Annotated in this window: 7 protein-coding genes; 4 read left to right on the top strand and 3 right to left on the bottom strand. The window is 67.3% G+C overall.

Annotated elements, in window-relative coordinates:
- Positions 1-158 precede the first annotated feature (158 nt).
- From ACFDTC_RS17470 to fabD, 3 genes are all read right to left on the bottom strand, one after another.
- Positions 159-392: an acyl carrier protein gene (locus ACFDTC_RS17470; protein ID WP_089880186.1), complete on the bottom strand. Its 234-nt coding sequence runs from the start codon at positions 390-392 to the stop codon at positions 159-161.
- A 207-nt stretch (positions 393-599) separates the two neighbouring features.
- Positions 600-1,337, bottom strand: coding sequence for a 3-oxoacyl-ACP reductase FabG (gene fabG / locus ACFDTC_RS17465; RefSeq protein WP_375260154.1), 738 nt, complete (start codon positions 1,335-1,337; stop codon positions 600-602).
- Positions 1,338-1,374: 37 nt separating this feature from the next.
- The gene (fabD, locus tag ACFDTC_RS17460) at positions 1,375-2,316 is read right to left on the bottom strand and encodes an ACP S-malonyltransferase (RefSeq protein ID WP_375260153.1); all 942 of its coding nucleotides are present in this window, start codon (positions 2,314-2,316) and stop codon (positions 1,375-1,377) included.
- A 259-nt stretch (positions 2,317-2,575) separates the two neighbouring features.
- On the opposite strand from fabD, the gene rpsF reads away from it, so the two are divergent.
- The 4 genes from rpsF to ACFDTC_RS17440 all read left to right on the top strand — a co-directional run.
- A complete protein-coding gene (rpsF, locus tag ACFDTC_RS17455) occupies positions 2,576-2,935 on the top strand; it encodes a 30S ribosomal protein S6 (protein ID WP_375260155.1) in 360 nt (119 codons plus the stop codon).
- 20 nt (positions 2,936-2,955) lie between these two features.
- Positions 2,956-3,183: a 30S ribosomal protein S18 gene (gene rpsR, locus ACFDTC_RS17450; protein WP_375260152.1), complete on the top strand. Its 228-nt coding sequence runs from the start codon at positions 2,956-2,958 to the stop codon at positions 3,181-3,183.
- 10 nt (positions 3,184-3,193) lie between these two features.
- Positions 3,194-3,814 carry a 50S ribosomal protein L9 gene (gene rplI, locus ACFDTC_RS17445; protein WP_375260151.1) on the top strand — a complete coding sequence of 207 codons (621 nt, stop codon included), beginning with the start codon at positions 3,194-3,196 and terminating at the stop codon, positions 3,812-3,814.
- A gap of 149 nt (positions 3,815-3,963) precedes the next feature.
- Positions 3,964-4,738 (top strand): PAS domain-containing protein (locus ACFDTC_RS17440; protein WP_375260150.1); only part of this gene is annotated, 775 nt, incomplete at its 3' end.

The following is a 4,738-nucleotide window of genomic DNA, read 5'->3' as shown; positions in this document are numbered from 1 at the left end:
GCCGCCGCCCCGAGGACAGCGACCTGGCCGAGATGGACGCGCTGTGGGATGCGGCGAAAGGGCGCGAAAAGGGCCAAGGCTGAGCCCGCATCCGTAGTCAAAACGAGAACGGCGCCCCCGAAGGGACGCCGCCGTAAAAACCACTCGGGCGGATGCGCTTACTGCGCTTCCTTGATGAACTTCACCGCGTCGCCGACCGTCTGGATGGTCTCTGCCGCGTCGTCGGGGATCTCGATGCCGAACTCTTCCTCGAAGGCCATGACCAGCTCGACGGTGTCGAGGCTGTCCGCGCCCAGATCGTCGATGAAGGATGCACCCTCGGTGACCTTCTCTTCCTCGACGTTCAGGTGCTCGACCACAATCTTCTTAACGCGATCCGCGATGTCGCTCATGTCTCTTCCTCACTCGTTGGGTCCTGCGGACCCGGTTGCCCTCGCCTCGCCCGGGCGGGATGTCTTGCCCTTTCGGGCGGCTTCGTTCCCGTCCCACGGGAGCGGCGCGGAGCAGGTGACAACCCGTTCCGGCCGGTAAGCTGCGGCGCCTATAGCACAGGCGACGGGGATGGCAAACGCTTTCCCGCCCGCGCCTTGCGCCTGATTTCAGAGCATCGCCATACCGCCGTTCACATGCAAGGTGGTCCCTGTGACATAGGCGGATTCGGGGCTGGAAAGGTACAGCACGGCGGCCGCGATCTCCTCGGGGCGGCCCATGCGGCCGGACGGAATCTGGCCCAGGATCTGCGCCTTCTGGTCGTCGGTCAGCTTGTCGGTCATCGCCGTCTCGATGAAGCCCGGGGCGACCGCGTTGACGGTGATCCCGCGCGCCGCGACCTCGTAGGCGAGGCTTTTGGACATTCCGATCATGCCGGCCTTGGCGGCGGCGTAGTTGCCCTGGCCGGGGTTGCCCGTGGCGCCCACGACCGAGCTGATGTTCACGATGCGGCCCCAGCGCGCCTTCATCATGCCGCGCAGCACGCCTTTGGACAGCCGGTAGGTGGCGGTCAGATTGACCTCGAGCACGCTCGACCATTCGTCCTCGGACATGCGCATGAACAGGTTGTCGCGGGTGATGCCGGCGTTGTTGACCAGGATGTCGACGCTGCCCATCGCCTCGGCCGCCTGCTTGGGCAGCGCGTTGACCGCGTCCGCGTCCGAGAGGTTGCAGGGCAGCACGTGCGCGCGCGCGCCCAGCGTTTCGGCCAGCTCCTTCAGCGGCGCCTCGCGCGTGCCCGAAAGGCCCACCGTCGCGCCCGCGCCGTGCAGCGCCGTGGCGATCGCGCCGCCGATGCCGCCCGAGGCACCGGTGATCAGCGCCGTCTTTCCCGTCAGATCGAACATTCCCGCTCTCCTTGTTCGTGCGTTCAGCCGGCCGGCTTCAGCTGTTGTGGGCCTCTGCGGCGGCCTTGACCTCCTCGGCCGTGCCGATGGTGCGCGTGGCTGCACCCTTCTCGATGCGGCGCACCATGCCCGACAGCGCCTTGCCGGCGCCGATCTCCCAGAACTCGGCCACGCCCTGACCGGCCATCCAGGCCACGGATTCGCGCCAGCGCACCGCGCTGCAGACCTGCTCGACCAGCAATTCGCGGATGCGCGCGGGATCCGACACGGCCTCGGCCGTGACGTTTGCCACGACGGGCACGCGCGGCGCGCGGATCTCGACCGATTTCAGCGCCTCGGCCATCTTGTCGGCGGCGGGCTGCATCAGCGCGCAGTGGAACGGCGCGCTGACGGGCAGCATCAGCGCGCGCTTGGCGCCGGCGCCCTTGGCCGCCTCGACCGCGCGTTCGACCGCCGCCTTCTCGCCCGAGATCACAACCTGCGCCGGGTCGTTGTCGTTCGCCGCCTCGCAGACCGCGCCCTGCGCCGCATCGGCCGCCAGGTTGCGCACCGCGTCGAGGTCGAGGCCCAGGATCGCCGCCATCGCGCCGTCGCCCGGCGCCACCGCGTCCTGCATCGCCGTGCCACGCAGCCGCAGCAGGCGCGCCGCGTCCGCCACCGTGAAGGCGCCCGCCGCCGTCAGCGCCGAATACTCGCCCAGCGAATGCCCCGCGACGAAGGTCGCGGCATCCACGCCCACGCCCTCGGCCTCGAGCGCGCGCAGCGCCGCGAGCGACGTCGCCATCAGCGCCGGCTGCGCATTGCGCGTCAGCGTGAGCTGCTCGATCTCGCCCTCCCAGATCAGCGCAGACAGCTTCTCTCCCAGGGCCTCGTCGACCTCGTCGAAGACGGCCCGAGCGGCCGGGTAGGCCTGCGCCAGATCGCGGCCCATGCCGATCGTCTGGGCCCCCTGCCCGGGAAAGAGGAATGCAAGGCTCATCCGGCGCCTCCCTGTCGTTGCCGTTCGTTGACCCAAGGGCTTACAAGCGCCCGCGAGGGGGTGCAATGACTCCGCGCACGGGGCGCCGCCACGCCTGACCACGCCCGCCACGGCCGCGCCGCTTGCATCCCGGCCCGATCCGCACTATGCCCGCGCAACCTTCCGCGACAGTCTTTCAATCGCGCAGCCTCTCGTGGATCCGGGGCGGAAGGTCTGGCCCGGCTCCTATGAAATGCGCCTGAACATGAACGGAGTGCACATGCCGCTTTACGAGCATGTCTTCATCTCGCGTCAGGATCTGTCCAACGCGCAGGCCGAAGGTCTCATCGAACATTTCGGAACCGTCCTCGCCGACAACGGCGGCAGGCTGATCGACAGCGAGTACTGGGGCGTGAAGACCATGGCCTACAAGATCAACAAGAACCGCAAGGGCCACTACGCCTTCCTGCGCACCGACGCCCCGTCGGACGCCGTGCAGGAGATGGAGCGCCTGATGCGCCTGCATGACGACGTTATGCGCGTGATGACCATCAAGGTCGACGAGCACGAGGAAGGCCCGTCCATCCAGATGCAGAAGCGCGACGAGCGCGACGACCGTCGCCGCGAACGCCGCAACTGAGCGCAGAGGAGAGCTAAACCATGGCCGCAAAACCGTTTTTCCGCCGCCGCAAGGTCTGCCCCTTCTCGGGCGACAATGCACCCAAAATCGACTACAAGGACACCAAGCTGCTTCAGCGCTACGTGTCCGAGCGCGGCAAGATCGTGCCGTCGCGCATCACCGCCGTCTCGTCGAAGAAGCAGCGCGAGCTGTCCCGCGCGATCAAGCGCGCGCGCTTCCTCGCCCTTCTGCCCTACGCCGTGAAGTAAGGAGCGACCCATGCAAGTCATTCTTCTCGAGCGCGTGGCCAAGCTGGGCCAGATGGGCGACGTCGTCGACGTCAAGGCCGGCTTCGCGCGCAACTACCTGCTGCTCCAGGGCAAGGCGCTGACCGCGTCGCAGGAAAACATCGCCAAGTTCGAAGGCCAGAAGGCCGAGCTCGAGGCGCACAACCTCGAGACCCGCAAGGAGGCCGAGTCGCTGAGCGAGAAGCTCGACGGCGAGACCTTCGTCGTGATTCGCCAGGCCTCCGACGGCGGCAACCTCTACGGCTCGGTCACCACCCGTGACGCGGCCAACGTGGCCTCCGAGGCCGGCTTCAAGGTGGACCGCAAGCAGGTCATCATCCGCGAGCCGATCAAGGTCCTGGGCCTGCACCAGGTCGAGGTGCACCTGCACCCCGAGGTCGTCGCCGAGATCACGCTGAACGTCGCCCGCTCGCCCGAAGAGGCCGAGCTTCAGGCGTCGGGCAAGTCGATCCAGGACGCCGCGGCCGAGGAAGAGGCCCAGGCCGAATTCGAGGTCAGCCAGCTGTTCGACGACATCGGCGGCGCCGCCAACGATGACGACGACGGCGACTCGGGTCTGGTCGAGACCCCCGAGAACCGGTCGGACGACTGATCGCCCTAACAGGGTGATCCCGCAGCGCCGCGCCCCCAACCGGGCGCGGCGTTTTCGTTTGCGCGACTTCACAACTTTGTTTTCCTTAACGTTTTGAATATTTCCCTCGCGTAATTCTCCGGGTCAGCGACCAAAGCAGGGACTTCGCCATGGAATGGTTCAAGAAGCCGAAGCCGGCCCAGACATACGACGAAGCGCTGCTTCAGATGATCGACCGCACGCAGGCGGTCATCCACTTCAATCCCGATTCCACGATCCTCACCGCGAACGAGAATTTCCTCGCCGCGATGGGGTACACGCTCGAGGAAATCAGCGGCAGCAAGCACGCGATGTTCGTCGACGAGGCCTATCGGCAGACCGACGAATACGCCGCGTTCTGGGACGCGCTGCGCAACGGCGAGACGTTCTCGCAGCGGTTCCCGCGGCGCAAGAAGAACGGCGACACGATCTGGATCCAGGCGACCTATGCGCCGGTATTCGACGAGGACGGCACCGTCACGCGCGTGATCAAGGTCGCCACCGACGTGACCGCGCGCCAATTGGCGATCGACGACCTGATCGTCGGCCTGACCGCGCTGCAGCGGGGCGACCTGACCCACCGGGTGCCCGTCAGCTCGGCCCAGGGGATGGAGCGGGTGGCCGAGGGCTTCAACGCCGCGATCGAGCAGGTGGCGGAACTGGTTTCCGACATGCGCAGCACCGCCATGGGGCTGACCGAGACCGCCGCCGACCTCACAAGCTCGACCAGCGACCTGTCCAGCCGCGCCGAGACGCAGGCCGCCACGCTCGAGCAGACCGCAGCGGCCGTCGAGGAACTGACCACCTCGGCCAACAGTGCCGCGCAAAGCGCCAAGGAAACCAACGGCGTCGCGACCAAGACCCGCGATGCCGCCGAAGACAGCCGCCAGGTCGTCGACAGCGTGA

The organism is Citreimonas sp. (genome assembly GCF_042096055.1).
GTDB lineage: Bacteria > Pseudomonadota > Alphaproteobacteria > Rhodobacterales > Rhodobacteraceae > Citreimonas.
This window is presented reverse-complemented; position numbering and strand designations above follow the sequence as displayed.

Coding starts and splice junctions, on each gene's coding strand:
- fabG (WP_375260154.1), bottom strand. CDS start 1,337: ATGTTCGATCTGACGGGAAAGACGGCGCTGATCACCGGTGCCTCGGGC.
- rpsR (WP_375260152.1), top strand. CDS start 2,956: ATGGCCGCAAAACCGTTTTTCCGCCGCCGCAAGGTCTGCCCCTTCTCG.
- ACFDTC_RS17470 (WP_089880186.1), bottom strand. CDS start 392: ATGAGCGACATCGCGGATCGCGTTAAGAAGATTGTGGTCGAGCACCTG.
- rpsF (WP_375260155.1), top strand. CDS start 2,576: ATGCCGCTTTACGAGCATGTCTTCATCTCGCGTCAGGATCTGTCCAAC.
- fabD (WP_375260153.1), bottom strand. CDS start 2,316: ATGAGCCTTGCATTCCTCTTTCCCGGGCAGGGGGCCCAGACGATCGGC.
- rplI (WP_375260151.1), top strand. CDS start 3,194: ATGCAAGTCATTCTTCTCGAGCGCGTGGCCAAGCTGGGCCAGATGGGC.